At 69.0% G+C, this 24,757-nt stretch carries 27 protein-coding genes and 1 riboswitch; of the genes, 13 read left to right on the forward strand and 14 right to left on the reverse strand.

Features of this window, described 5'->3' with window-relative positions:
- The first annotated feature begins 148 nt into the window (after positions 1–148).
- Positions 149–1,012, forward strand: coding sequence for a hypothetical protein (locus tag ACICHK_RS20035; protein WP_406837984.1), 864 nt, complete (start codon positions 149–151; stop codon positions 1,010–1,012).
- Positions 1,013–1,153: 141 nt separating this feature from the next.
- Here ACICHK_RS20035 and ACICHK_RS20040 read toward each other — a convergent pair whose 3' ends face one another.
- Together ACICHK_RS20040 and ACICHK_RS20045 are read right to left on the reverse strand one after the other, a co-directional pair.
- Positions 1,154–2,683, reverse strand: coding sequence for a VWA domain-containing protein (locus ACICHK_RS20040; protein ID WP_406837985.1), 1,530 nt, complete (start codon positions 2,681–2,683; stop codon positions 1,154–1,156).
- Positions 2,680–3,624 (reverse strand): LysR family transcriptional regulator, encoded by a 945-nt coding sequence (locus tag ACICHK_RS20045; RefSeq protein ID WP_406837986.1) that lies wholly within the window; start codon positions 3,622–3,624, stop codon positions 2,680–2,682. The genes ACICHK_RS20040 and ACICHK_RS20045 overlap by 4 nt, the downstream gene beginning before the upstream one ends.
- Positions 3,625–3,808: 184 nt before the next feature.
- On the opposite strand from ACICHK_RS20045, the gene ACICHK_RS20050 reads away from it, so the two are divergent.
- Positions 3,809–4,204, forward strand: a complete 396-nt coding sequence (locus ACICHK_RS20050; protein ID WP_406837987.1) for a VOC family protein — start codon at positions 3,809–3,811, stop codon at positions 4,202–4,204.
- A 56-nt stretch (positions 4,205–4,260) separates the two neighbouring features.
- Here ACICHK_RS20050 and thiC read toward each other — a convergent pair whose 3' ends face one another.
- Entirely contained in the window at positions 4,261–6,081 is a 1,821-nt protein-coding gene (thiC, locus tag ACICHK_RS20055) for a phosphomethylpyrimidine synthase ThiC (RefSeq protein WP_406837988.1), read from the reverse strand.
- Positions 6,074–6,230: riboswitch (TPP riboswitch) on the reverse strand. Its footprint overlaps the gene before it by 8 nt.
- A gap of 71 nt (positions 6,231–6,301) precedes the next feature.
- On the opposite strand from thiC, the gene ACICHK_RS20060 reads away from it, so the two are divergent.
- The gene (locus tag ACICHK_RS20060; protein WP_406837989.1) at positions 6,302–7,795 is read left to right on the forward strand and encodes a YibE/F family protein; all 1,494 of its coding nucleotides are present in this window, start codon (positions 6,302–6,304) and stop codon (positions 7,793–7,795) included.
- A gap of 81 nt (positions 7,796–7,876) precedes the next feature.
- On the opposite strand, the gene ACICHK_RS20065 is transcribed toward ACICHK_RS20060, so the two are convergent.
- The 4 genes from ACICHK_RS20065 to ACICHK_RS20080 all read right to left on the reverse strand — a co-directional run bounded on the left by ACICHK_RS20065 (position 7,877) and on the right by ACICHK_RS20080 (position 10,398).
- Positions 7,877–8,314 (reverse strand): SsgA family sporulation/cell division regulator, encoded by a 438-nt coding sequence (locus ACICHK_RS20065; RefSeq protein ID WP_151471009.1) that lies wholly within the window; start codon positions 8,312–8,314, stop codon positions 7,877–7,879.
- A gap of 101 nt (positions 8,315–8,415) precedes the next feature.
- Positions 8,416–9,204 (reverse strand): IclR family transcriptional regulator, encoded by a 789-nt coding sequence (locus ACICHK_RS20070; RefSeq protein WP_406841271.1) that lies wholly within the window; start codon positions 9,202–9,204, stop codon positions 8,416–8,418.
- Between the two features lie 499 nt (positions 9,205–9,703).
- Entirely contained in the window at positions 9,704–9,916 is a 213-nt protein-coding gene (locus tag ACICHK_RS20075; protein WP_406837990.1) for a DUF5326 family protein, read from the reverse strand.
- A gap of 164 nt (positions 9,917–10,080) precedes the next feature.
- Positions 10,081–10,398 (reverse strand): cupin domain-containing protein, encoded by a 318-nt coding sequence (locus ACICHK_RS20080; RefSeq protein ID WP_151471012.1) that lies wholly within the window; start codon positions 10,396–10,398, stop codon positions 10,081–10,083.
- A gap of 81 nt (positions 10,399–10,479) precedes the next feature.
- On the opposite strand from ACICHK_RS20080, the gene ACICHK_RS20085 reads away from it, so the two are divergent.
- The 5 genes from ACICHK_RS20085 to ACICHK_RS20105 all read left to right on the forward strand — a co-directional run bounded on the left by ACICHK_RS20085 (position 10,480) and on the right by ACICHK_RS20105 (position 14,348).
- Positions 10,480–10,857 (forward strand): phage holin family protein, encoded by a 378-nt coding sequence (locus ACICHK_RS20085; RefSeq protein WP_151471013.1) that lies wholly within the window; start codon positions 10,480–10,482, stop codon positions 10,855–10,857.
- Between the two features lie 18 nt (positions 10,858–10,875).
- Positions 10,876–11,367, forward strand: coding sequence for a low molecular weight protein-tyrosine-phosphatase (locus tag ACICHK_RS20090; RefSeq protein ID WP_406837991.1), 492 nt, complete (start codon positions 10,876–10,878; stop codon positions 11,365–11,367).
- Positions 11,364–12,563, forward strand: a complete 1,200-nt coding sequence (locus tag ACICHK_RS20095) for a cystathionine gamma-lyase (protein WP_406837992.1) — start codon at positions 11,364–11,366, stop codon at positions 12,561–12,563. The genes ACICHK_RS20090 and ACICHK_RS20095 overlap by 4 nt, the downstream gene beginning before the upstream one ends.
- Positions 12,564–12,777: 214 nt before the next feature.
- Positions 12,778–13,683: a LysR family transcriptional regulator gene (locus tag ACICHK_RS20100; RefSeq protein ID WP_406837993.1), complete on the forward strand. Its 906-nt coding sequence runs from the start codon at positions 12,778–12,780 to the stop codon at positions 13,681–13,683.
- A gap of 182 nt (positions 13,684–13,865) precedes the next feature.
- Complete coding sequence (locus ACICHK_RS20105; RefSeq protein ID WP_103553423.1) at positions 13,866–14,348, forward strand: NUDIX domain-containing protein; 483 nt, start codon at positions 13,866–13,868, stop codon at positions 14,346–14,348.
- Between the two features lie 35 nt (positions 14,349–14,383).
- Here ACICHK_RS20105 and ACICHK_RS20110 read toward each other — a convergent pair whose 3' ends face one another.
- Positions 14,384–15,016 carry an HAD family hydrolase gene (locus ACICHK_RS20110; protein WP_406837994.1) on the reverse strand — a complete coding sequence of 211 codons (633 nt, stop codon included), beginning with the start codon at positions 15,014–15,016 and terminating at the stop codon, positions 14,384–14,386.
- A gap of 157 nt (positions 15,017–15,173) precedes the next feature.
- On the opposite strand from ACICHK_RS20110, the gene ACICHK_RS20115 reads away from it, so the two are divergent.
- Both ACICHK_RS20115 and ACICHK_RS20120 read left to right on the forward strand, forming a co-directional pair.
- The gene (locus tag ACICHK_RS20115) at positions 15,174–16,040 is read left to right on the forward strand and encodes a GNAT family N-acetyltransferase (protein ID WP_406837995.1); all 867 of its coding nucleotides are present in this window, start codon (positions 15,174–15,176) and stop codon (positions 16,038–16,040) included.
- Between the two features lie 103 nt (positions 16,041–16,143).
- Positions 16,144–16,596, forward strand: a complete 453-nt coding sequence (locus ACICHK_RS20120) for an N-acetyltransferase family protein (RefSeq protein ID WP_406837996.1) — start codon at positions 16,144–16,146, stop codon at positions 16,594–16,596.
- 67 nt (positions 16,597–16,663) lie between these two features.
- On the opposite strand, the gene ACICHK_RS20125 is transcribed toward ACICHK_RS20120, so the two are convergent.
- Entirely contained in the window at positions 16,664–18,049 is a 1,386-nt protein-coding gene (locus ACICHK_RS20125) for a serine hydrolase domain-containing protein (RefSeq protein WP_406837997.1), read from the reverse strand.
- A gap of 224 nt (positions 18,050–18,273) precedes the next feature.
- Here ACICHK_RS20125 and ACICHK_RS20130 point away from each other — a divergent pair, with 224 nt between their 5' ends.
- Positions 18,274–18,840 carry a dihydrofolate reductase family protein gene (locus ACICHK_RS20130; RefSeq protein ID WP_406837998.1) on the forward strand — a complete coding sequence of 189 codons (567 nt, stop codon included), beginning with the start codon at positions 18,274–18,276 and terminating at the stop codon, positions 18,838–18,840.
- Between the two features lie 109 nt (positions 18,841–18,949).
- On the opposite strand, the gene dnaB is transcribed toward ACICHK_RS20130, so the two are convergent.
- On the reverse strand, positions 18,950–20,416 hold the full coding sequence (dnaB, locus tag ACICHK_RS20135; RefSeq protein WP_103553419.1) for a replicative DNA helicase: 1,467 nt from the start codon (positions 20,414–20,416) through the stop codon (positions 18,950–18,952).
- A gap of 459 nt (positions 20,417–20,875) precedes the next feature.
- Here dnaB and ACICHK_RS20140 point away from each other — a divergent pair, with 459 nt between their 5' ends.
- Positions 20,876–22,213 (forward strand): MATE family efflux transporter, encoded by a 1,338-nt coding sequence (locus ACICHK_RS20140; protein WP_406837999.1) that lies wholly within the window; start codon positions 20,876–20,878, stop codon positions 22,211–22,213.
- Positions 22,214–22,413: 200 nt separating this feature from the next.
- On the opposite strand, the gene rplI is transcribed toward ACICHK_RS20140, so the two are convergent.
- The 4 genes from rplI to rpsF form a co-directional block, all read right to left on the reverse strand.
- On the reverse strand, positions 22,414–22,860 hold the full coding sequence (gene rplI / locus ACICHK_RS20145; protein WP_151471023.1) for a 50S ribosomal protein L9: 447 nt from the start codon (positions 22,858–22,860) through the stop codon (positions 22,414–22,416).
- A gap of 18 nt (positions 22,861–22,878) precedes the next feature.
- Positions 22,879–23,115, reverse strand: a complete 237-nt coding sequence (gene rpsR / locus ACICHK_RS20150) for a 30S ribosomal protein S18 (RefSeq protein WP_003949403.1) — start codon at positions 23,113–23,115, stop codon at positions 22,879–22,881.
- A 57-nt stretch (positions 23,116–23,172) separates the two neighbouring features.
- Positions 23,173–23,763 carry a single-stranded DNA-binding protein gene (locus ACICHK_RS20155; RefSeq protein ID WP_151471024.1) on the reverse strand — a complete coding sequence of 197 codons (591 nt, stop codon included), beginning with the start codon at positions 23,761–23,763 and terminating at the stop codon, positions 23,173–23,175.
- A gap of 74 nt (positions 23,764–23,837) precedes the next feature.
- Complete coding sequence (gene rpsF / locus ACICHK_RS20160) at positions 23,838–24,128, reverse strand: 30S ribosomal protein S6 (RefSeq protein ID WP_037615007.1); 291 nt, start codon at positions 24,126–24,128, stop codon at positions 23,838–23,840.
- 287 nt (positions 24,129–24,415) lie between these two features.
- Here rpsF and ACICHK_RS20165 point away from each other — a divergent pair, with 287 nt between their 5' ends.
- Positions 24,416–24,727, forward strand: coding sequence for a hypothetical protein (locus ACICHK_RS20165; protein ID WP_151471025.1), 312 nt, complete (start codon positions 24,416–24,418; stop codon positions 24,725–24,727).
- Positions 24,728–24,757: the final 30 nt, after the last annotated feature.

The following is a 24,757-nucleotide window of genomic DNA, read 5'->3' on the forward strand; positions in this document are numbered from 1 at the left end:
CTCCGGACAGGGGGGCCAATTTCTGGAAACCCCCTGTCACGGCGTGCCGTCACCGCTCTACCATCGGCTTATCCGTAGCAGGCTCCCCTCCGTTTCTGCCCAACGGCTCGTCAGCGTGCGAGCCATCAGCCCTACGGAGCATCGGGGGATGCAGATGAACAGCGTTCCGCAGCACCTGTTGAGCGAGGACCGCCAGGAGTACGAGCGGATCCTCGATGAGGCGCTGCGCTCCGCACCACACCGCCCGGAACTCGCCGCTGTCGGCCAGCGGCTCAATCTCGAACAACTGCGCACCATGGCGCTCAACGCCACGGCCCTCATCACGACGGCCGCGTCGGACGAGTACGCGCACTATGTGAAGGTCCGCAGCGAACTGCGCCGCCCGGTGCGGACCGCCCCGGTCATGAGCGAGGAGACCGGCTCCGCGGAGCCGGGCACCACCGCGATGGGGCTCGCCACCACCGTGGGGGAGGTCACCGAGACCGCCGGTGCCGGCGCGGTCGCCGTCGTCGCGGTCCTCGCCCCCGTCCTCGCCGGGACGGCCGCGGCGATATTCCTGCTCGTGGGCTACGTCCTGAGGATGCTCGATCCCGAGCCGACCATCACCCAGACCCTCCTGACCACCGGATGGGTCTTCGGTGCGGTCACGGCGGCCGCCATCCTGGTCGCCGCGGCGGGACTGCTGCTGACCGCACTGCGCAACAGCTCGTCCTCCCTGCGGGCCGGAGCGGGCGACGAGCTGACCGAGCAGGTCACCCGGGCCAAGGAGGCCTGGCGTGACGCCCTGCTGGAGCGCGGCATCCTGCCGTTCCTCCGGGAGGCCCTCTCGGACCCGGACTCGGTGGCGCTGGACCGCCCCGCGCCGGCCCCCAGCCGCATACCCCACCTCGGTTACGGCCGACCGGGGTTCAGCAGTCCCGAGGACGGACCCGCGGCCGGCCCGCGCCCGAGCTTCTCCAGCCCGGACTTCACCAGCCCGGACTTCGGGGGGCCTGAACACCAGCCCGAGTGACCCGGCCGGCCGACGGCCGGGTTCACGGCGGGAGGGCCCGTGCGGATGCGCGGGCCCGTACACCGCGCTGCCGGTGCGGCCCGGTCCTGCGAACGGGCGCCGGGGTGTCGTGCGGGCGTCGTCCGCCGTCTTCGGGCCGTCTCAGACGATGCCCAGCCGCCGTGCCTCCTTCGTCCACGCCGGGAACTCGGACAGCAACCGGTCGTAGAGCTCCGGATCCGGTACGTCGGCGATGTCGTCGACCGCGAAGAAGCCGACGTTGTCGACGCGCCGGCCCGGCAGGGTGTCGAACCGCTCCAGCACGCCGTAGTTGGAGCGCCCCAGTCCGACGAACTGCCAGAAGACCGGTTCCTCCACCGCCTCCCGCAGCTCCTTCTCGATCTCCTTGTTGCGGTAGACGCCCCCGTCGGAGAAGAAGAGCACCAGCGTGGGATCGGCGGCCGGGTGCTCGCGGACGTACGCCCGGACCTCGGCGATCACCTTCTGCTCCTCGTTCTGGATCCCGACCGCCCGCATGTCCACCTGGCCCGGCAGCAGGCCCTTCTTCGGCTTCTTCCGCCGGAACAGGGTCAGTTCACCGACCCGGACATGCCGCTCCAGCCACTCCGGCAGGTCCCCCAGGGAGAGGTCCGGCAGCCGGGCCGGGTTCGACGCGAAAGTCCACGCCTGCATCTCCCCGTCGTCGTCCATCTGGGCCGCCACCGCGGCCATCCGCTCCACCACGTCGGCCACGACGCCCTTGGAGTACAGGAACGACATCGAACCGGAAGCGTCCAGCACCAGGATGACGCGGGCCCTGATGCCCACCGCCCCGTGCTTGCGCAGACTGACCGCCACCTGCTCCTTGCGCAGGGAGAGCCGCTTGCGCATGTCCAGGGGCAGCCGCTCCTCGCCCTTGACGAGACGAGGAGCCGCTCCGAAGGCCGGGGGCACGGGTGGCGCCGGAGGGACGGGCGCGGGCGGGGGGCCCGGAACCGGCGGGGGCGTGGGCGCCCACTGGGGTGCCGGTGCCGACGGGGGTGCCGGGGGTACGGACGCGGTCGGGGGCGCGGGGGCCGGCGGGGGTACCGGTGCCGGTGCCGGCGAGGTGGCCCCTGCGGCCGTGCTCCTCGTGTCCGTGCTCCCGGAGGTACCCGGCTCCTCGTCCACGCTGATCCCGAAGTCGGTGGCCAGACCGGCGAGCCCGGAGTCGTATCCCTGGCCCACCGCGCGGAACTTCCATCGACCGCCCCGCAGGTACAGCTCGCCTCCGATGAACGCCGTCTCCGTCGTCGCCTCCATCTCGAAGAACGCCAGTTCCTCACCGGTTCCGGCGTCGAGCAGCCTCAGTCGCAGATCCGACAGACGGCCGAAGGTTCCCCCGTCTGCGGAGGCGCCCAGGACCACCCGCTGGATCTCCGGCTCCAGGGTCCGCAGGTCCACCTCGACGGTGTCCGTCGTCCTCTCGCCCTCCCGCCGCTTCCCCAGGTGACGCACGGCACCGGAGGCGTGTTCGGGCTGGTTGTAGAAGACGAAGTCACCGTCGTCGCGCACCCGCCCGTCCGCACGGAGCAGCAGGGCCGAGGCATCGGCGTCCGGCGCGCCGGGGCCTCCGGACCAGCCGAGCACGACCCGCACCTGCTGCGCGTCGACGGGAAGATTGGCGCCCTTGCTCATCGATGTCGGTGTCATACGTCCAGTCTTCCTGGAGAAACCGCCGGTTGATCCGGCGGATACGCCTGCGAGTGGAAAGAGCCGACCGCGTCCGTCGCCGCCCGTACGAACTCGCGCAGCCGTTCGGTGGTGTTTCCCTTCATCCACACCAGTCCCCGTTCGATCGGTTGCGCGTCGTGAAGGGGTACGTAGGCGACATCGGGCCGGGGGTAGTACTGCCGCGAGTGCTCACCGACCGGGAGGACGCCCCGGCCCATGGCGACCAGGGTCAGCATCTCGGAGAACGAGCCGCCGACCGGGCCCTTCGGAACGGGTCGGCCCGAGGGGGTGCGGTCCGGTGTGCGGTCCTGCTTGAACCCCGTCGAGGTCACCTGTGGGTACTGCACCACAGGGTGTTCCGCGAGGACCTCGACGGACAGCCGCTCCTCGCCGGCCAGCGGATGATCCGCCGCGACGGCCAGTACCCGTCCCTCCCGCAGCAGAGCGGGCCCGCAGGCCATTCCGTCGAAGGGGAACGAGGCGAGCAGCACGTCGACCGACCCGTCCAGCAGACTCGCCCGGGAGTTGGACAGCTGTACCTCCCGCACGTCGACCCGGCAGTCGGGGTGCCGCTCGCCGAACCGTGCGACCGCTCTGAGGAGTGCGGGCGCCGTCCACTCACCGAGGAAAGCGGCCCGCAGCTCTCCGGTGACCCCCTTGCCGGCGTCGGTCGCCCTGCGCAGCGCTTCTTCCATTCCCGCGACCAAGGGCGCCAGATCGTCCGCCAGCCTCCGGCCGATCGGGGTGAGCCGCACGGAACGGCTGGTGCGTTCGAACAGCAAACCGCCGACTCTGCGCTCCAGTGCCTTGATCACCTGGCTGACCCGCCCGGTCGTGATCTGCAGCCGCGCGGCGGTACGGCCGAAGTGCAGTTCCTCGGCCAGCGTCAGAAACGTCTCGATCTCCAGCCGTTCCAGCATGAAACCCCCGTCGTTAAATCTAGCTCAACGGTCGTGCAGCAATCATGTCTTGATGGCGTCCGCCGCGAGGCGGATCGTAGAAGGCGTCCATCCGGCCGCGGGAGGAACCGAACCCGGCCGTGCCGACGAGATCCCCCGCCCTGTTCAGCGCGTGGCACCGCCACGCCGTCGCCCTGGAGACGACATGACCACCGTGCGCGTGAAGGCCTTCGACCACTTGGTCCTCAACGTCGAGGACATCGAACGGTCCCTCGGCTTCTACACCGGACTCCTCGGCCTGGAACCCGTACGCGTCGCCGAATGGCGGCGCGGCCAAGCCCCGTTCCCGTCGGTGCGGGTCACCTCGGAGACCATCATCGACCTGGTCGCCCACGCCCCTGAGGGGTCCAACGTCGACCACATCTGCCTCACCGTGGAGCCGCTGGACTGGGACCAGGTCATCGCCTCGGGATCCTTCACCGTGCTCGAGGGTCCCGTGGAGCGCTACGGCGCGCGGGGCGACGCCATCTCGGTCTACGTCCAGGACCCGGACGGCAACACCGTCGAACTGCGCTGGTACCCGCAGGACGTCACGTCGTGACCGTGCCGGGGGCGCGGTCCGGGTGTCCGCCCCGGACCGCGCCCCCGTGCGGTGGATCAGTCGGCCAACGGCAGATACACGCGGTTGCCCGCTTCCGCGAACTCCCGGGACTTCTGGAGCATGCCCTCGGAGATCTCCTCGGCGGAGGCGCCGTCGGCCACCTCGCCGCCGAACCGCTCGTTGATGTTCTGGCTGATCTTCATCGAGCAGAACTTCGGACCGCACATGGAGCAGAAGTGGGCCGTCTTGGCGGGCTCGGCCGGCAGCGTCTGGTCGTGGAACTCCCGCGCCGTGTCCGGATCGAGGGCCAGGTTGAACTGGTCCTCCCACCGGAACTCGAAGCGGGCGTCGGAGAGCGCGTCATCCCATTCCTGCGCACCTGGGTGCCCCTTGGCGAGGTCGGCTGCGTGGGCGGCGATCTTGTAGGTGATGACGCCGGTCTTGACATCGTCACGATCGGGCAGGCCCAAGTGCTCCTTGGGCGTGACGTAGCAGAGCATGGCCGTGCCCCACCAGGCGATCATCGCGGCACCGATGCCGGAGGTGATGTGGTCGTACGCCGGCGCGACGTCCGTCGTCAGCGGGCCGAGGGTATAGAACGGAGCTTCATCACAGATCTCCTGCTGAAGGTCGATGTTCTCCTTGATCTTGTGCATCGGGATGTGTCCCGGGCCTTCGATCATCGTCTGTACCTGAAAACGCTTCGCGACCGCGTTGAGTTCCCCGAGCGTCCTCAACTCCGCGAACTGTGCGGCGTCGTTGGCGTCCGCGATGGAACCCGGCCGCAGCCCGTCGCCGAGCGAATAGGTCACGTCGTACGCGGCGAGGATCTCGCAGAGTTCCTCGAAGTTCTCGTACAGGAACGACTCCTTGTGGTGGGCGAGGCACCAGGCCGCCATGATCGAGCCGCCGCGGGAGACGATGCCGGTCTTGCGGTTCGCGGTGAGCGGCACGTACGCCAGGCGCACGCCCGCGTGGACCGTCATGTAGTCCACGCCCTGCTCGGCCTGCTCGATGACGGTGTCCTTGTAGATCTCCCAGGTCAGCTCCTCGGCACGGCCGTCGACCTTCTCCAGGGCCTGATAGAGCGGCACCGTGCCGATAGGCACGGGGGAGTTGCGCAGCACCCATTCACGCGTGGTGTGGATGTTGCGGCCGGTGGACAGGTCCATGACCGTGTCGGCGCCCCAGCGGGTCGCCCAGGTCATCTTCTCCACCTCCTCCTCGATGGAGGAAGTGACCGCGGAATTGCCGATGTTGGCGTTGACCTTCACCAGGAACCGCTTGCCGATGATCATCGGCTCGATCTCCGGATGGTTGACGTTCGCGGGCAGCACAGCCCGGCCCGCGGCGATCTCCTCCCGTACGACCTCGGGGTCGACGTTCTCCCGGACCGCCACGAACTCCATCTCGGGCGTGATCTCACCGCGTCGCGCGTAGGCGAGCTGGGTGACCGCCTGCCCGGGACGCCCCCGGCGCGGCTGCCGCGGCCGGCCGGGGAAGACCGCGTCGAGATTGCGCAGCCCTCCGCGCGGGGACGTGTGCTTGATCCCGTCGTCCTCGGGACGGACGGGACGGCCCGCGTACTCCTCGGTGTCTCCCCGGGCGATGATCCAGCTCTCACGCAGCGGCGCCAGCCCCCTGCGCACATCGGTGTCGACGGCCGGATCGGTGTACGGGCCGGAGGTGTCGTACAACGTCACGGACTGCCCGTTGGTGAGGTGCACCTGGCGAACCGGCACCCGCAGATCGGGGCGTGTGCCCCCGATGTATGCCTTGTGCCAGCCGATGGACTGCTTGTCCCCGCCGTCCGGGGACGGCGGGGAAGCCCCGTCCGTCCGGCCGGAGGCAGGCGTGCGTACATCCTTGTCGGTCATGAGACCTACTCCCTACGCCGGCATTACCCGGTAACAGGTTCAGCGGTCGACGCAGCGGCTTCCGATCGTCGATGTTTCATGTGAAACATCGCGAAGACGGAGGTCAGCGCCCTCTCAGCCCGGTGCTCCGAGCTCCCGCGTGTGCAAAGGTGCCTCCACGCTAGCGTCATGTCTGGCGCGGTGAACAGAGGGCCCTTGACGTTCTTGCGATGATCGGGCGGTGACAACGACCCGGCAGCACCCGTTCCCTCCGTCCGAGCCACCGCGCCGTCCCGGCTCCGACGGCCACCATGGGCACGGTCCCGACGCCGGGCACAGGCATGAACACGGACCGGGCGGTGGCCACCAGGGCTCCGACGACGAACACGGTCCGGGTCCCGGCCGGGGGCACAGCACGCCTGCGAGCAGCGGACACGGGCATTCCCACAGCCACGGTCCCGCCGCGCCGGTCTCCAAGCAGCTGCGCAAGGTCATCGCCACGGTACTGATCCCCTTCGCGGCCGCGGTGGCGGTGGGTCTCGTGGTGCTGTGGCCCGGCGGCGCGCCCGCCCACGAGCGCACCGGTGTCGGCTTCGACCGGCAGACCCAGCAGGCGACGGTCACGAAGATCGACCAGGTGGACTGCAAGTCCGTGAACGCCTCCTCGGGGGCTCCGGCGGACGGCGCCTCCGCCGCCGGGGATTCCGCCGCCCAGCGCCGGGCGGCGGGGGAATGCAAGAAGGCGACGGTCCGGATCGACACCGGAAAGGACAAGGGCCGCACGTTCACCGAGATCGTTCAGCCAGATCAGTCACGGCAGCTGCACCAGGGCGAGAAGGTCGTCGTCGCGTACGAGCCCTCCGCCCCCAAGGAGCTCCAGTACTCGGTCACGGACGCGAACCGGAAACTGCCCCTGACGCTGCTCGCCGTGATTTTCGCGGTGGTCGTCGTGGTGATCGGCAGGATGCGCGGCGTCATGGCGCTGGTCGCCCTGGCCATCAGCTTCCTGATCCTCAACTTCTTCATCCTGCCCGCGATCCTGCAGGGCTCCGACCCGCTGCTCGTGGCCGTCGTAGGATCCAGCGCGATCATGCTGATCGCTCTCTACATGTGCCACGGCCTGTCGGCCCGGACCTCCGTGGCGGTGGTCGGCACCCTGCTCTCCCTGGTGCTGATCGGCCTGCTCGGCTCGGTCTTCATCGACTGGGCCGTGCTGACCGGCAACACCGACGACAGCACCGGCCTGATCCACGGTCTGTACCCGTCCATCGACATGAGCGGCCTGTTGCTGGCCGGCGTCATCATCGGTTCGCTCGGTGTCCTGGACGACGTGACGGTGACGCAGACGTCCGCGGTCTGGGAACTGCACGAGGCGAACCCCACGATGGGCTGGCGCGGCCTGTACCGCGCGGGCATCCGTATCGGCCGCGATCACATCGCGTCCGTCGTCAACACGCTCGTCCTGGCCTACGCGGGCGCCGCGCTGCCGCTGCTGCTGCTCTTCTCGATCGCGCAGAGCAGTGTGGACACCGTCGCCAACAGCGAACTGGTCGCCGAGGAGATCGTGCGCACGCTGGTCGGATCGATCGGTCTGGTCGCCGCCGTACCGGTGACGACCGCGCTGGCCGCCCTCGTGGTCGCCGCGGACCGCGAAGGCGGCGTGGCCGTCCCCGCGCAGCCCGCGGCTGCCAGGACGCCTGCACGGAGCGGCAGGGGCCGTCGCCGCAAGCACTGAGCCGTTCCTCGAAACGCTGAAACCATCCTGCTGTGGCGCCCCTAGTGAGGAAGCGTTACTCCGCTCCGGGCGGGCGGGGCTTCAGCCCGCGCTCTGCTCCTCCGTGAGGATGCGGTCGAGCACCGCGTCGAGGGACGTGTCGAAGCCCTCGAGGGAGCGTTCCTGCCCGAGCGGCACGAGCCGGTCCGTCCGGTCGAGGAACGCGACGAGCGGCGCGGTCCCGGACCTGAACAGCGCGTGATCGCCACCGACCTGAAGCCGGATCAGCACCTCGCCGAGTGCCTCCGGATCGGCCGGAGCGATGTGCACATCGCCGTCACCACAGGGCCCGCCCACCCCGTCGATCAGCAGTTCCCGCCCGAAAACCCAGGTCACAGGCGCGTCACCGGGCAAGTGGAAGGTCAATCGCACGGCGTACGGATCACAGGTCTCGTACCGCAGCTCGACAGGAATGCGGAAGGACAGCTCCTCGGACACGAGGAAGCTCATCATGACCTCTGCCTGCACCGACTCGCGCATCGCCTACCCCGTCGTTTGCCGTCGACTGGCCAGGAGTCGTCCCACCTGACACTGCTGGAAATCTTGCTCAATGTGTATGCCACATCACAAGGAGTGATTTTTCAGATACTGATAGAGAGGGTGAGTGTTCCCAGCAGCCCGCCGACCTCGCTCTGCAGCTTCCGTGCCGCGGGCATCAGCCGGTCGGCCTGGTGGGACGGGAGGGAGAAGGCCACGGCCGCGGCCGAACTGCCCGCGGTGACCGGGACGGCGGCGCAGACCGTGCCCAGCGCGTACTCCTGCCGCTCGATCACCGGTTCCATCCGCCCCGCTCGTTCCAGGCGTCGCAGCAGACGGTCCTCGTCACGCACCGTGTACGGAGTGATCGGCTGCACCGGGTGGCGGTCGAGGTGGTCACGCCGGGACCGTTCGTCCAGTTGGGCCAGCAGACACTGGCCGAGCGCGTGGGCGTGCCCGGTCTCACGGAAGTCGGCCCACTCCTCGACCGCGGGGTTCGCCGGAGCGTCGGCGACGCACATGACCTCGATCTCACCCTCGCGGTAGACCGCGTAGTACACGGGCGCGTCGATCGTGTCGCGCCAGTGCGCGAGCGTGTCCCTCATCGTGCTGCGACGTTTCTGCCGGGCTCCGCTGCCGCTCAACCGCTCGACGGCCTCGCCGAGGAAGAACAGCCCTCTGTCACGCCGGAGATAGCCCTCGTGGACCAGAGTGCGCAGCAGGTGGTAGGCGGTCGGCAACGCCAGTCCCGCCTCCCGGGCGAGCTGTTTGGCGGGGGCGCCCTGCTCACGCGAGGCGACGGCCTCCAGCAGACGCATCGCGCGCTGGACCGAGCCGATCAAAGTGGTGGTGTGAGAGTCCAGGGGAGCGGCTTCGGGCCCCGCGGAGGGGATGCGGGCCGGCCGTGCCGTCCCCGCGCCCGGCGAGGACGACGTGCGCGTCACCGGCGGTCCGGTGCGCCCGGTGAGCCCGTCCGCCGGCGCGGTGCGCCGAGCGGGTGCCTCCACCGCCGCGGTCCGGGCCGGCGCCGGCTCCCTGGGCGGAGCCGACGGAGTGTGCGAGAGGGGCGGCTGCCCCGGCGAGGTACGTGGCTGGACCGGTGGAACACGTGCCGCCGCGGGCGTGCCCGGTCGTCGGAAGGGTGGAGCGACGGATGGTGCGGGTGCGGTGTCGACCGTGGCCAAGGGGCACTCCGAAGAGCGAGGAGGACCGCCCGTGCGGGGGTTCACGGGAGGGGGCTGTGCGCTGCCCGCGGGATCGGCCCCGCGAGTTCCGGACTCTAACGGCCCGTCACCGCTCGTATGCGGCCTCGCCGGAAAACTTCCCTCGGCCGAGGGAACCTTGGGTTCCCTTTGCCCCTTCGCCGTTACCTGCCGCTCACCCTCTCGCGCCTCACCAGTCGCTCCGCGAGGAGGAACCCGACATGAACTTCCGCACGATGAAGATCAGCCCGCCGACCAGCGCGACGAAGACGAGCAGCTTGAAGAGCAGGCCGATGACGAACCCGACGACGGTCGCTATCAGACCGCCGAACACCACCAGGGCGATGATCGGCACCGCGACCCACTTCACCCACCACGGCATACCGCTGAAGATCTCCTGCATCGCCCTGTCCTTACCTCTCCTCGCCCGTGGTCCCGACTCCGGGACACCGATTCCGGGTTCTCCGATGTCTCGCATCCGATGCTAGGCCGGGGAGGGGGCCGTACGGTGGCCTCGCATCCCTTGTCCTCCCCTGACCGTCCCCCTAGGGAACCCTGAGACGCCTGTCAGCTCTCGGGCGGAGAGAACATCACCAGGACCCGCAGGTCCTCCGTGATGTGGTGGAACTTGTGGGCGACCCCGGCAGGTACGTAGACGACGCTGCCCCGGGCCACCTGGGTGGTCTCCAGGCCGACCGTGATCGACGCGCGTCCGCTGACGACGAAGTACACCTCGTCCTGGGCGTGCGGCTTCTGCGGATCGAGGGCGCCGGCGTCGAGCGCGTACAGCCCGACCGACATGTTCCGCTCGCGCAGAAACTGCAGGTACGCACCGTCGTTGGCGGCACGTTCCGCTTCCAGTTCATCCAGCCGGAATGCCTTCATCGCCCTTGTCCGCTCCCGTGCACCGCAGGCTGTTTTCACAGCCTCTTCTGGCCAGTCGATCTCTCTGCCACGATCAGACACATGAAGAATTTCGTAGTCAAGACGCTCGCCAACGCGGGGGCTCTGGCCGTCGCCGTCTGGCTGCTCGACAAGATCACCCTGACAGGTGACAGCACGGGCAAGGAGATAGGCACGCTCCTCCTCGTCGCGCTGGTCTTCGGACTGGTGAATTTCCTGGTCAAGCCGATCGTGAAGGTACTGACCTTCCCCCTCTTCGTCCTCACCCTCGGCCTGATCACCCTTGTGGTGAACGCCTTGATGCTGCTTCTCACCTCGTGGCTCGCCGACAAACTCGACCTGAGCTTCCACGTGGAGGGCTTCTGGACCGCCGTCCTGGGCGGCCTGATCGTCTCCGTCGTCTCCTGGGCACTCAACGTCGTGCTGCCCGACGGCGACTGAAACGGCCGGGAGAGTCCCATGACCTACCGTGTCTGCTTCGTCTGCACCGGCAACATCTGCCGCTCGCCGATGGCCGAGTCCGTCTTCCGCACCCATGTGGCACGAGCCGGGCTCGACGGGCTGGTCGAGGTCGACAGCGCGGGCACGGACGGCTGGCACGAGGGCGACGGCGCCGACGAACGCACCGTCGCCGTGCTGGAGGCGGGCGGCTACGAGAGCGACCACACGGCCCGGCAGTTCCAGGCCTCGTGGTTCTCCCGCCTCGATCTCGTCATCGCCCTCGACACAGGCCACCTCAAGGCCCTGCGCCGCCTCGCGGGCAGTGCCGGCGACGCCGAGAAGGTCCGGCTGCTTCGCTCGTACGACCCCGCCGCGGACGACGACCTGGACGTCCCTGATCCGTATTACGGACATATGGAGGGCTTCGAGGAATGTCTTGAGATGGTGGAGGCGGCGAGCCCCGGGCTGCTCGCCGCGGTACGAGAACGACTGGAGGAACGAGCGGCATGACGTCAGGGGATTTCGTCACGGCGAACGGCGAGGGCACGGGCCCCGAGAGGGAGAGCGGGGGCACGCGGGCGACATTGCCGGGTGACGGCACACGGGCGGTGCGCGCCGGGCTGCCCGAGCCCGTCAAGTACGAGCCCACTCTTCCCGGCCCGGTCTTCGCCGCGCACTTCCATCTGCCCGGCGACCCCACCGGCCCCTACACCTACGGCCGCGACGAGAACCCGACCTGGACGCTCCTGGAACGCGCCATCGGCGAACTGGAGGCGCCCGGGCTGGACTCCGCCGAAACGCTCTCCTTCCCCTCCGGCATGGCCGCCATCTCCGCCGTGCTCTTCTCGCAGTTGCGGGCCGGTGACGTCGTCGTCCTGCCCGACGACGGCTACCAGGTGCTGCCGCTGGTCCGCGAGCAGCTGACCGCGTACGGCATCGAGGTGCGCACCGCCCCCACCGCCGGAGACGCCCAGCTGGAGGTGCTGGACGGCGCGAAGCTGCTGTGGATCGAGACGCCCTCCAATCCGGGGCTCGACGTCTGCGACCTGCGGCGCCTCGTCGCCGCCGCACACGCACAGGGCACCCTCGTCGCCGTCGACAACACCCTGGCCACCCCGCTCGGACAGCGCCCGCTGGAGCTGGGCGCCGACTTCTCCGTGGCCAGCGGAACCAAGATGCTCACCGGGCACGGTGACGTCCTCCTCGGGTACGTCACCGGCAGGGACGCCGGCCTGATGGCCCCCGTACGACGCTGGCGCAAGATCGTCGGCGCCATCCCCGGGCCCATGGAAGCCTGGCTGGCCCACCGCTCGCTCGCCACGCTCCAGTTGAGGGCGGACCGGCAGACCGCCACCGCGAGGACGATCGCCGATGCCCTGCGGAACCGGCCCGAGGTGACCGGGCTGCGCTACCCGGGGCTGCCCGACGACCCCTCGTACAAGATCGCCTCACAGCAGATGCGCCGCTTCGGATGCGTGGTCTCCTTCACGCTGCCCTCGCGCGAGCGTGCGGAGCGTTTCCTCGGCGCGCTGCGCCTGGTGGACGACGCCACCAGCTTCGGCGGGGTGCGCTCCACGGCCGAGCGGCGCGGCCGGTGGGGCGGCGACGCCGTCCCGGAAGGCTTCATCCGCTTCTCCGCCGGCGCCGAGGACCCCGAGGACCTGGTGACGGACATCCTGCGGGCCCTCGACGCGTCCGCGGAGTAGGGCGTCCACCACCACGGAACCGGTGCTCCCCACGCACGACAGACGGTCCGAGCCTCCCCCCTCGTGGCTCGGACCGTCCCGGTTCTGCGCGCGAAGAACCGCGCGACCAAGGCTAGTTGACTCTGTGTCAGTGTCCAATCACAGTAGCGACAGCGACCTATCGACTTATTTATAGTTGAGGTTCGCGCGGGGGTGCTGAAAGGGGAGGGGCACCATGGACTTGGCCTTGCTGCGCACGTTTGTGACTGTGCACCGGGCCGGTTCCTTCACTCGCGCCGCCGCACTGCTCGGCCTGTCCCAGCCTGCCGTCACCTCGCAGATCCGCACGCTGGAGCGCCAGTTGGGACGGCCTCTGTTCCTGCGCCAGGCGCGTGGGGTGACGCCCACGACCATGGGCGACGAACTGGCCCACAAGGCGGCACCGCATCTCGATGCCCTCGTGGAGATCGCCGAGACCGGTCTCGACGAGGACTCGTCCCTTCGCACACTGCATCTCGCGGGACCGCCCGAGTTCACCGCGGAACGCGCGTTACCCGCTCTCATGGAAATGGCCGGCACCGGCGGCCAGGCCTTCGCCCTGCGCGCCGCCTTCGGCAACGCGGAGGAGACGATGGAGGGGCTCGCCGCCGGGCATCACGATCTGGCCATGACGACGGCCCGGCCACGCGGTGCGCTCCTCACCGCGACTCCGCTCTGCGACGAAGAGCACGTCCTGGTGGCCGCTCCGCGCTGGGCCGCCGAAATCGGTCCGGGCAAGCTCCGCCGCAAGGGCGCCCACGCTCTCGAGGGCTTCCCCGTCGTCGAAGTCCACGAGTCGCTGCCGTTCGTCACCCGCTACTGGGCCTCGGTCTTCGACTGCCGCCCGGCCGCCTCCGGCACGGTGATCGTCCCGGACCTACGGGCGGTCCTCGCCTGCGCCTCCGCGGGCGCCGGTCTCGCCGTCCTGCCCAAATACCTCTGCTCCGACGCCATCGAGCGCGGAGACGTCGTGGCGCTCCTCGATCCCGCGGTACCCCCGCTGCGTACGTACTTCCTGGTCGTACGGACCGGAACACTGGCGATGCCCCACATCGCCCGAGCACACGAAGGGCTGCTGCGCGCGGCCTCCGACTGGAGCTGAGACCGGCACCACCGGGAAGCAGGGACACACGGCGGAAACGCTGCCACCAGGCCGGGGACGCGGCGGCGCGGGACGCCCGTCCGTCACCCGATTCCCTGGCGACCAGGACGGTCTCCAGGGCGTTTCACACGGAATCGGCCGGGCGATGTTTCACGTGGAACCAGCCGGGCCACATTTCTCCCATGACCGTCCGACCCGTGGTCAAGCGCACCGCACGTGCCGTCCTGCTCGACGGCGACGACCTGATCCTGATCAAGCGCACCAAGCCCGGCGTCGATCCCTACTGGCTCACACCGGGTGGCGGGGTCGAGCCGGAGGACACGACTGTCGTCGAAGCACTCCATCGCGAGGTGCACGAGGAACTCGGCGCCAAGATCGTCGATGTGGTGCCCTGCTTCGTCGACACGGTCGAGCACATCGGCGACGACGGCGGCGCGACCGGCGTGAAGGTCCAGCACTTCTTCGTCTGCCGGCTGGAGTCCATGGACCCGGCCCTGCGGCACGGTCCCGAGGTGGACGAACCCAGCGGTGAGTACGAGATCGTCCGCGTCCCGTTCACCAGGGTCGGGATCGCCTCCGTGCACCTCGTGCCGCTTTCACTGAGGCACTATCTCGACGGAAACATCGAGGGTGTCCGAGCCATGCACGCACCCGACCTGGGCTGACCGGGAGGGGCACCGACGGGGACGGCCACCCGTGATCACCCGGTTCGGCACACCAGTCGATAGGCGGCATTTAGGTCCCGTCCCACGTAGGAGTGCGTGGCGAGGCTCCGCAGATGCCGGTCCGCGTTGACCGCGACGGACACCGGCACAGCGCCGAAGAGATCCTTGTCCGAGCCGGAGTCTCCGTAGGCGACACAGTCGGCTCGGCTCACTCCGAACTCCTCGCAGAGCAGGTCCGCGATCTGTACCTTCGCCGCGGCGCTGAGAATGCCTGTCGGGTCCAACGGCTCCGCGAACGGCACGGCGGGAAAACGCGAGCCGTGGGCCGCGTGCGCTCCCCACGAGATCAGGCGCTCCACGAAGAAGGAGGGAGACAGCGAGACGACGGCGCAGTAGTCGCCGTTCCGCCGGATCTCCCTCCAGACCTCCTCGATCCCCGACATCCATGGCGCACCCTCGAAAGCCGCCGTCACATGCGCCACGGTGAGATCGGCCCACAGAGCATGCACCTGCGCCGCGTACTCCGGAGGACCTATACGCCCCTCGGAGATGGCTCTTTCGAGCGCGAAGGTCTCGGCCTCCAGACCGAGTTGCCGGGAGATCTCCAACGGCGCGGTGCTGCCGTGGAGCAACGTCCCGTCGAGGTCGAAGAGATGAAGTCTCGCCATGTCCGCCGAGGCTACTGGGGCAACCGGCGTCCATGAGCCGATGTTCCACATGAACGGCTGCCCGCCCGTCGCCGCCGAGCGGAGTATGGCCAAAAGCCGGTAGAACTGTCGGGAAAGCGGTGGACGGCATGGGCCCGTATCGGACAGCCTGACCTGCGTGTCGACTCCTTCCCTCGCCGCTCTGCCCATTCGCCGTCTGACGCTCCGCGACCTCGCCGCCTGCGCCGACTTGTCCGAGGACCGGGGCTGGCCCCGCGAGGAGCACAAGTGGGGTCTGCTGCTCGCCGGGGGAACCGGATACGGGATCGACGACCCCGCCGGCGGTCTCGTCACCGCATGCGTGGTGACGGAATACGGACCGCACGAGCGTCCCGAACTGGCCGCGATCGGCATGGTCCTCGTCGCCGAGCGGCACGCGCGCCAGGGCGTCGGCCGTCGTCTGATGCGACACGTCATCGAGAGGACGGGTCCTACCCCGTTGACCCTGCACGCCACCGTGTACGGGCGCCCGCTCTACGAGGAGCTGGGGTTCAAGGTCATCGGCCAGGCGGAGATGGTCCGTGGAGTGTTCACTCCTGACGGTGCCGAGTCCGGGGTCTTCACCCGTCCGGCCACGGCGGAGGACCTCGCCCCTGTGCTCCGGCTGGACGAGGAGGTCTTCGGCACCGACCGCACCCATATGATCGCGCGGCTGCCCGCCTTCGCGGACCAGCTGCGCGTGGCCGAGGAGAACGGCCGGATCACCGGCTACGCGGCCGCCTGGCCCAACATGGCCACCCAGGTCGTGGGCCCGCTGGTGGCCCGGGACACGGCGACGGCGAAGGCTCTCGTCTCCTCGCTCGCCGCCCGTACCGACCGCCCGCTGCGCACCGACATCGACATCAGGCACGAAGACCTGCTGGGCTGGCTGAAGGAACGCGGACTGGCCTCCGTCGGCTTCAACGCGGTCATGACGTACGGGATCCCCGAGCTGCCCGGCGACTGGACCCGCCGCTTCGCGCCACTGACCGTGGCCGCCGGCTAGGAGCCCGATCGCCGCGGACACAGCGTGTGCCGGTCTCCCGGGCCCAGCGGAGACCGGCACATCCGGACGGCCGTACGTCAGGCGGCCCTCGTAGGGTGTGCTCATGGCAGATCTTGAGATACGGGCCGCCGTCGCCGACGACCTACCCGCCATCGTCGCGATGCTGGCCGACGACCCGCTGGGCGCCCGACGTGAATCACCCGACGATCTGACCCCGTACCTGGCCGCCCTGCAGCGGCTGAGCAGCGACCCGAACCAGCACCTGGTCGTCGCCGTCCGCGAAGGCCGTGTCATCGGCACGCTGCAGCTCACCGTGATCCCCGGACTGTCCCGCAGAGGGGCGACGCGCTCCGTCATCGAGGCCGTACGCGTCCACGCCGACGAACGCGGCAGCGGTCTCGGGACACAGCTCATCGAGTGGGCCATCGCGGAATCCCGCCGCCAGGACTGCCGATTGGTCCAGCTGACCTCCGACGTCTCCCGCCCCGACGCCCACCGCTTCTATGAGCGGCTCGGATTCGAGGCCTCCCACATCGGCTTCAAGCTCTCGCTCTGAGAAGCTCGCCGCCCGGGATGCGAGGGGGCCGTTTCACGTGAAACGGCCCCCTCGCATCCCGGGGCGTCTACCGGACTCCTCGCCAGCCCTCCGGGTCCACTCCGCCGGGCACCGGAGCGTTCTCGTCGTACGGCTGGCGCGTGAACACGAACGACCCGAGATCCAGGTGGCTCACGGAGCCGTCAGGCCGTCGCAGGGGCCTCAGAAGCTCACCCGCGTAGTAGCCCTCGAGCCCCGTCCACGTTCCGTCACCGTTCGCCCGGAAGCGGGAACCCCTGCCGACGCCCGAGAGCGGGACCAGCACCAGCCCCCCGTCGGCCGGCAGCCGCAGACCGTAAGCCTGAGTCCCCCAGTACCACTGCCCCGCCAACTCCAAGGCGCTCTGGTCGACTTCGGCCATCGGGCTCCAGGGATCGGGGATCCGCGGCTCCGCCTCGGCGACGATCCGCACCAGATCGGCGGCCACGGTGAACACGGGCGGCCCCGAAGTGCAGTTGGACAGCACCACCGCGGCCACGTCGTCCTCCACGTCGATCACCAGTCCGGCGAGGAATCCCGGCAGGGAACCGGAGTGCCCCACGAGGGTCCGGCCATCACGGTGAACGATCTGCAGGGCGAGCCCGTACGAGGACCCCGCCGCCAACTCGGCGGTCTCGGGCGGAGCGGCAGGCGCATGCATCTCCTTGACGGACGCCGCGCTCAGCACCCGGTCGTCACCGTGGGCGAGAAAGACGGCGAAGCGGGCCAAGTCCCCCGTGGTGGACCACAACTGCCCGGCAGGAGCCATTCGCCCGAGGTCTTCCGCGGGTTCGGGCATCATCGCGTCCGCCCAGGGGTGCACAGCCCATCCCCCGGCGTGCGGCGCCTGCGGATGGGCGCTCGTACGGTGCAGAGCGAGCGGTTCGAGGATCTCGCGGCGCAGCACTTCCTCCCAGGGCGCGCCCCGCAACTCCTCGACCAGCGCTCCGAGCAACGTGTAGCCGGGGTTCGAGTAGTGGTACCGGCGTCCGACCGGATGCCTGAAGGGCTGCTCGCCCAGTACGTCGGCCAGTTCGGGACGCAGCGAGCCGGAAGTGCGCTCCCACCATGGCGCCGGCGACTCCGCGGCCAGTCCTCCGGTGTGGGCGAGCAGTTGGGAGATGGTGACCTCCCCCGCGCCGGTGCCGGGCACGTGCTTCTCCAACGGGTCGCCGAGATCCAGGACACCCTCGTCGCGCAGCCGCAGCACCAGAACGGCGGTGAAGGTCTTGGTGATGGAACCGATCCGGTACTGCACGTTCTCGTCCGGGCCGTGACCCGGCACCGAGGTCCGCGCACCGGTCCATACCGCCTTCCCGCCACGGACCACCGTCGCGACGAGCGACGGCGTCCGTCCCTCGCTCTGCGCGACGGCGATACGGTGCAGCAGGGCCCGGCGCGTGCCGGGAAGCAGATCATCGTGGGATGTCGTCATGACACCAGTCCACCCGCCCGGGCGCCGGACGTCGAGCGGATTGAACCGAGGGCGAGGTCGAGATCAGGCGGCTTGCCCGTGTCGGCCGGGTACACCACGCTGAACCCCGAGGACGAGGACCACCGGCGAGCCCGCATCACGCACCGATGAGTTTCCCGCGCCGCGCCGGTCCATACGCCGGACACCCACGGAACGCCGGACACCCACGGACGGAAGGCTGGGCCATGCGGAAACTGATCTACGCCATGAACCTGACCCTGGACGGCTACATCGCCGCGGCCGGCGACGACATCGGCTGGAGCGGACCGCCGAGCCACGAGCTGTCCCAGTGGTGGCTCGGCCACGAGCAGGCGAGTGGCCTGACGCTGTACGGGCGCAAGCTGTGGGAGACGATGAGTTCCTACTGGCCGACCGGCGACCAGAAGCCCGACGCCACCCCGGCGGAGATCGAGTTCGCGCGGAACTGGCGGGACACGCCGAAGGTGGTGTTCTCCTCGACGATCGACAAGGTCGACTGGAACACCCGCCTGGTCACCGGCGACGCGATCGCCGAGATCACCCGGCTCAAGGCCGAGGACGGCGGCCCGATGAACATCGGCGGCGCAACGCTCGCCGGGGCGGCCATGCGCGCCGGGCTGATCGACGAGTACGTGATCGCCGTCCATCCGGTCCTGGTGGGCGGCGGCACGCCGTTCTTCACCGCGCTGGACAGCTGGATGAACCTGAACATGGTGGAGACGCGGACACTTCCCGGCGGCGTGGTCCTGACCAGGTACGAGACGAGGCGCTGAGCGGCAGCACTCGACACGCTTCGGTCTCACGGTGATGTCGTACACGGCATCGGTACGACACGGCCCGTGAGACGACGACATCAGCAGCGCGGCCCCGCGGACCGTCGGATCAGGTCTGCGCCATGTCCACGAAGCGCGAGTAGTGGCCCTGGAAAGCCACCGTGATCGTCGCCGTCGGACCGTTACGGTGCTTGCCGACGATGATGTCGGCCTCGCCGGCGCGGGGCGACTCCTTCTCGTAGGCGTCCTCGCGGTGGAGCAGGATGACCATGTCCGCGTCCTGCTCGATCGACCCGGACTCACGCAGGTCGGAGACCATGGGCTTCTTGTCCGTCCGCTGCTCGGGGCCACGGTTGAGCTGCGACAGCGCGATCACCGGCAGTTCCAGCTCCTTGGCCAGCAGCTTCAGGTTTCGCGACATGTCGGAGACCTCCTGCTGGCGGCTCTCGGAACGCTTGCCGCCGGACTGCATCAGCTGGAGGTAGTCGATGACCACGAGCTTGAGGTCGGCGCGCTGCTTGAGGCGGCGGCACTTGGCACGGATCTCCATCATCGACAGGTTCGGGGAGTCGTCGATGTAGAGGGGGGCGGCCGAGACGTCCGGCATACGGCGGGCGAGCCGGGTCCAGTCCTCGTCCGTCATGGTGCCGGACCGCATGTGGTGCAGTGCCACGCGCGCCTCGGCGGACAGCAGGCGCATCGCGATCTCGTTGCGGCCCATTTCGAGCGAGAAGATCACGCTGGGCATGTTGTGCTTGATCGAACAGGCCCGGGCGAAGTCCAGGGCCAGCGTCGACTTACCCATGGCGGGACGGGCCGCGATGATGATCATCTGACCGGGATGCAGACCGTTGGTGAGGGAGTCGAGGTCGGTGAAGCCGGTCGGTACGCCGGTCATCTCCCCCGAACGCGATCCGATCGCCTCGATCTCGTCGAGCGCACCCTCCATGATGTCGCCGAGCGGCAGATAGTCCTCGGTGGTGCGCTGCTCGGTGACCGCGTAGATCTCGGCCTGGGCGCTGTTGACGATCTCATCGACGTCACCGTCGGCCGCGTACCCCATCTGCGTGATGCGCGTGCCGGCCTCGACCAGGCGGCGCAGGACCGCGCGCTCGTGCACGATCTCCGCGTAGTACTCGGCGTTCGCCGCGGTCGGGACCGTCTGGACCAGCGTGTGCAGATAAGGTGCGCCGCCGACCTTGGTGATCTCGCCGCGCCTGGTGAGCTCGGCCGCGACCGTGATGGGGTCGGCCGGCTCGCCCTTCGCGTACAGATCGAGGATCGCTCCGTAGATGGTCTCGTGCGCCGGCCGGTAGAAGTCGTGGCCCTTGAGCACTTCGACGACATCGGCGATGGCGTCCTTCGACAGGAGCATGCCGCCGAGGACGGACTGCTCGGCGTCGAGGTCCTGGGGTGGTACCCGTTCGAAGGACGAACCGCCGCTCTCCCATGAACCGTTGTCCCGGTCGTGCTGCTCGTCGCGGCCTCGGCCACCGTTCCCACGCCGACGGGAGGGCAGACGATCACTGGGGCCGCTGTCCGCCCAGGGGTCGTCCAAGGGCTCGGAAACAGTCACCGAGCCACCTCCTCCCGTCCGCGGAGCGGACCTAGCAATGCCTTCAATTCCTACGGCATGGCACTGACAAGTGAGCTGCCCGGTTCCGGATCTCGCGCGACGGTTTTGCGTGGTTTCCGAGGACGGAGGAGAGAACAGGCGACGCACCACGTTAGGCCCGCGAGAGGCCCCAGCCAATCTGGTTATCCACAGGCCATGTGGACGACGGCCCCGATGCTGTGGAGAACTCCGCGAAACCTGTGCACGACCCGGTGGACAGCCCTGTGAACAAGCCCTCAGCTCTTCCGGACCATGGGCTCTGACCTGGAGTTTTCCCGTCCACCGGCTGTGCAGAAGAAAAACTTCCCCAGCCGGATCAAGATCGTCCCTCACCGTGCGCCACGACACACCCGGCACGACGCAGAGTAAGGGTCCATATGCCTTTGCATCTCTTACCTGTGGAAGATTAGATTGATGCCCATGACACAGGCTCCCGCGATACCCAAGGCCGCCCGGCGCCGGCACGACCGAGAGATCGTCGCGCTGGCCGTCCCGGCGTTCGGCGCACTCGTGGCCGAGCCTCTCTTCGTGCTGGCCGACAGTGCCATCGTCGGCCATCTCGGCACCGCGCAGCTGGCCGGACTCGGCGTCGCCTCGGCCCTCCTCATGACGGCCGTCGGAGTCTTCGTCTTTCTCGCCTATGCCACCACGGCCGCGGTCGCCCGCAGGGTCGGCGCCGGCGATCTGCGAGCCGCGATCCGCCAGGGCATGGACGGCATCTGGCTCGCCCTGCTCATCGGCGTGGCCGTGATCGCCGTCGCCCTGCCCGCCGCCCCCTCCCTCATGGAGTTGTTCGGAGCCTCCGACTCCGCCGCCCCGTACGCGACGACCTATCTGCGGATCTCGGTGTTCGGCATCCCCGCCATGCTCGTCGTGCTGGCCGCCACCGGAATACTGCGCGGACTCCAGGACACGAAGACCCCGCTGTACGTCGCCGTCGGAGGCTTCGTCGCCAATGCGGTTCTCAACGCCGCCCTCGTCTACGGCACCGGTCTGGGCATCGCCGGATCCGCCTGGGGAACGGTCATCGCTCAGTGCGGCATGGCCGCCGTCTATCTCCGCGTCGTCATCCGCGGAGCACGGCAGCACGGTGCCTCCCTGCGACCTGACACCGCCGGTATACGAGCCTGCGCCCAGGCCGGCACCCCCCTGCTCGTCCGGACACTGTCGCTCCGCGCGATCCTCCTGATCGCCACGGCGGTCGCCGCCCGTCTCGGGGACGCCGACATGGCGGCACACCAGATCGTCCTGTCGTTGTGGAGTCTGCTCGCCTTCGCCCTCGACGCCATCGCCATCGCGGGACAGGCCATCATCGGGCGCTACCTCGGTGCGGACGACGCCCGTGGTGCCCATGAGGCGTGCCGCCGCATGGTGAGGTGGGGGCTCGTCACCGGGCTCGTCCTCGGCCTGCTGGTCATCGCGGCTCGCCCCCTGTTCCTTCCGCTGTTCAGCGGCGACCCCGGCGTGCGGGACGCGGCGCTGCCCGCACTGGTGATGGTGGCTGTCTCCCAGCCGGTCTGCGGGATCGTCTTCGTGCTGGACGGCGTACTGATGGGCGCGGGCGACGGACCGTACCTGGCCTGGGCCATGCTGCTCACCCTGGCGGTGTTCACCCCCGCCGCCCTGCTCGTTCCCGTTCTCGGCGGAGGGCTGGCCGCCCTCTGGGGAGCGATGACGCTGATGATGACGATGCGGATGCTGACCCTGTGGCTGCGCTCCCGATCGGGCCGCTGGATCGTCACGGGCGCGACCCGCTGACGTACATCGGACGGGCATCGCCCCAGGGAGCGGTCCGATGACGTACGCCGGGTGTTTCCCGGGAAAAAGCCGACGGCAGTTTCACGTGAAACGGCGGTCTCCGGCATCGGAAAAGCCCACGCAGGCGCGCTTGAGGGAAAGCGGAAGGGCCGCGCCCCGAGGGGTGCGGCCCTTCCTCTCAGCTATGCCGAGTGCTGCACTCAGGCAGCGACAACCTCGATGCTGACCTTGGCGGCAACCTCGGGGTGCAGACGCACGGACGTCTCGTGGGAGCCCAGGGTCTTGATGGGCGAGCCCAGCTCGATGCGGCGCTTGTCGACCTCGGGGCCACCGGAAGCCTTGATCGCCGAAGCGACGTCGGCCGGGGTGACGGAGCCGAAGAGACGACCGGCGTCGCCGGAGCGAACGGCCAGGCGGACCTTGACGCCCTCGAGGCGGGCCTTGATCTCGTTGGCCTGCTCGATGGTCGCGATCTCGTGGATCTTGCGAGCACGACGGATCTGCTCGACGTCCTTCTCGCCGCCCTTGGTCCAGCGGATCGCGAAGTTCCGCGGGATCAGGTAGTTGCGGGCGTAACCGTCCTTGACGTCGACGACGTCGCCGGCGGCACCGAGGCCGGAGACCTCGTGGGTAAGGATGATCTTCATGTGTCGGTCACCCTTCCTTTATCGCGCGGTGGACGTGTAGGGCAGCAGCGCCATCTCACGGCTGTTCTTCACAGCCGTGGCGACGTCACGCTGGTGCTGCGTGCAGTTGCCGGTCACGCGGCGGGCACGGATCTTGCCGCGGTCGGAAATGAACTTCCGCAGCATGTTCGTGTCCTTGTAGTCCACGTACGTGACCTTGTCCTTGCAGAACGCGCAGACCTTCTTCTTCGGCTTGCGCACAGGCGGCTTCGCCATGGTGTATCTCCTGTGTGATCAAGAAGTGGGAGTACGGCCCACCCTCGGCCCTGAGGCCTAGAAGGGGGGCTCGTCCGAGTAGCCGCCGCCGGAGCCGCCGGAGCTTCCGCCCCAGCCACCGCCACCGCCGCCGCCCTGGTTGCCACCGGCGGGAGCACCGGTCGCCCAGGGGTCGTCGGCCGGAGCGCCGCCGCCCTGCTGACCGCCGCCGGGGCCACCGCCCCAGCCGCCGCCCTGCTGGCCGCCGCCACCGCCGCCGCCGTAACCGCCCTGGCCGCCCCGGCCCGTGGTCTTGGTGACCTTGGCCGTGGCGTTCTTCAGGCTGGCGCCGACTTCCTCTACGTCCAGTTCGTAGACCGTGCGCTTGACGCCCTGGTTGTCCTCGTAGGACCGCTGCTTCAACCGGCCCTGCACGATGACGCGCATGCCGCGCTGGAGCGACTCGGCGACGTTCTCCGCCGCCTGACGCCAGACCGAGCAGGTCAGGAACAGGCTCTCGCCGTCCTTCCACTCATTGGTCTGACGGTCGAAGGTGCGGGGAGTGGACGCGACACGGAACTTCGCGACCGCCGCACCGGAAGGGGTGAAGCGCAGCTCGGGGTCGTCGACAAGATTGCCGACGACCGTGATGACGGTCTCGCCTGCCATGGGGGAACCTCTCGGCGGGTTTGCTGCTGGCTGCTGGTACTACTCGATGCCCGAGATCAGCTGAGCTGGAGAGCTCAGTGGGTCTCGGGGCGGAGGACCTTGGTCCGGAGGACCGACTCGTTCAGGTTCATCTGGCGGTCGAGCTCCTTGACGACCGCAGGCTCGGCCTGCAGGTCGATGACCGAGTAGATGCCCTCGGGCTTCTTCTTGATCTCGTACGAGAGACGACGACGGCCCCAGGTGTCGACCTTCTCGACCTTTCCGGCGCCCTCACGGACGACGGAGAGGAAGTTCTCGATCAGGGGGGCGACGGCGCGCTCCTCCAGATCGGGGTCGAGGATGACCATCACTTCGTAGTGACGCATGTGGAACCCACCTCCTTTGGACTCAGCGGCCACGGTCGTTCCGTGGCAGGAGGGTTGTGATGCGTACGCAACGGTATCGGCCGCCACTGACAATCGGGCCGCCGATCGGTGAACCGAGCGGTGATCCCTGTCGTGACCTGGCCTTGAGCCTGGGCAGACACCGGTGCAGACGGTACAGACTACCTGCACACCTGCTTCCGGTTGAAATCCGACCGGGTTGGCCGTCAATCTGTACACATCGGGTGTGTATGGCGCTACGATGCGCCGCCTTCCGCAGGAGGTGCCTCATGGCACAGGTAATGCGTCCCAGTACCACCGGCTCACTCTTCGCCACGGACGGCAAGCCGCATCCGCTCCAGGACACCCTGCTCGCGGTGACCCTGGTGTGCGGAGTCCTGGCCTTCGTCACGTCGATGTTCCACAGCCTCCATCTGCTGAGCTCGTGGGCCGGACTGGTCGGGATCCTCACCGGCGCCTACGGCCAGTTCATCTCCGAGACGACCCGGGAGCGCTTCGGGCTGATCGTCGGACTCGGCCTCTCGGGCGTCGGTTTCTACCTCGGCCTGGCCCACGGCGGCCTCTTCGGCGGTGTGATCTGAGTCGAACGTCCGTTTTCCCCTGGCCTCGGG

Origin of the sequence: Streptomyces sp. AHU1, assembly GCF_045343905.1 — a bacterium.
GTDB lineage: Bacteria > Actinomycetota > Actinomycetes > Streptomycetales > Streptomycetaceae > Streptomyces > Streptomyces triticiradicis.